The organism is Streptomyces sp. WM4235, assembly GCF_001279725.1.
GTDB lineage: Bacteria > Actinomycetota > Actinomycetes > Streptomycetales > Streptomycetaceae > Streptomyces.
Genome location: NZ_LGDE01000202.1, coordinates 1 through 1,032, shown reverse-complemented (window position 1 = coordinate 1,032; position 1,032 = coordinate 1). Strand labels below are relative to the sequence as shown.

1 protein-coding gene and 1 pseudogene are annotated in these 1,032 nt (G+C 73.8%); one reads left to right on the top strand and one right to left on the bottom strand.

Going from position 1 to position 1,032, the window contains the following annotated elements:
* Nucleotides 1-830, bottom strand: a pseudogene (locus ADK55_RS15670) (hypothetical protein); the annotation flags it as partial.
* Here ADK55_RS15670 and ADK55_RS15665 point away from each other — a divergent pair.
* On the top strand, nucleotides 817-1,032 hold a 216-nt coding region (locus ADK55_RS15665), incomplete at its 3' end, for a hypothetical protein (RefSeq protein ID WP_234350056.1). The pseudogene ADK55_RS15670 and the gene ADK55_RS15665 overlap by 14 nt on opposite strands.

Genomic DNA, 1,032 nt, shown 5'->3' with positions numbered 1-1,032 from the left:
CGCCGGGCCGCAGCAGTGGCGGGCAGGACGATCGCGGTTCGCAGGGTGCGGGGGGTCGCGAGGGCGTCGGCGAGCTGCGTGACGTGTTCCTCGTCGTGCTCACCCGCGCCGATCATCAGCCACGGCAGGACCTGTTCGCCGCTTTGATGGGCTTCGAGGAGGAGTTCACCGAGGTCGGTGGCGACGGCCGGGAGGTGGGGCATGGTGCGGATGCGGCCCTGCGGCAGGAGTCCGGACAGTCGGGCGCCGAGTCCGGTGGTGAGGATCTCGCTGTAATCGGTCCAGCGGCACGTGCCGAGTTCCAGGGCGAGGGCGCGGGCGACTTCGAGAACCTCGTCCGGGGTTCCGTCCAGGAGCAGGACACCGCAGGTCGTCAGGTCCGCCAGGACGAGACCGTCGTCGTCCGCCCCGAGCGTGACCAGACCCGGGTAGGGGGCGTGAACGTCCCCGAGTTCCTCGACCGTCGGCAACACCGCCGCGGGGCCGAGTGCCCATGTGCGGGCCTCTGGACCGGTGGTGAACGGGGCGATGGGGTCGGCCGGCTCGTCCAGCAGGAGCGTGATTCCGTCGGCCGTGAGGCGCGCACCGCGCAGCGCCGGCAGGGCGATGCCCTCTTCGGCGGCCTGGTGGGCCAGGGCCCGCAGGGCGTGGTCGAGGAAGTCGATGCCCTGCGGCTCCGCCGTCGCGTCGAGGACCAGTTCCACATCGGTCGGGACGCTGTCCTGCGCGATCGTCTCTCCCGCGCGGCGCTGGCGCTGTTGCAGGATCCGCCGCACCCCCAACGCGCCGGCGAGAGAAGCGGCCAGGAGCGTGCCGATGCCGGCGACCAACGCCCAATTGACGCTGCTGCCCGTGAGCTGCGCCCGAGGGGCGGCCGCGGCGGCCGCGGGTGTGGCCGGGGTGGCTGCCTCAGGGGAGGCCGACGCGGCTGGGCTGGGCTTCGCGGCGCTCGCGCTGGAGCTCGCGGTCGGGCCGGCCTGCGGCGTCGCGCTCGTCTGCGGCGCTGTGCTGGTCTTCGGCGTGGGGGTGGCC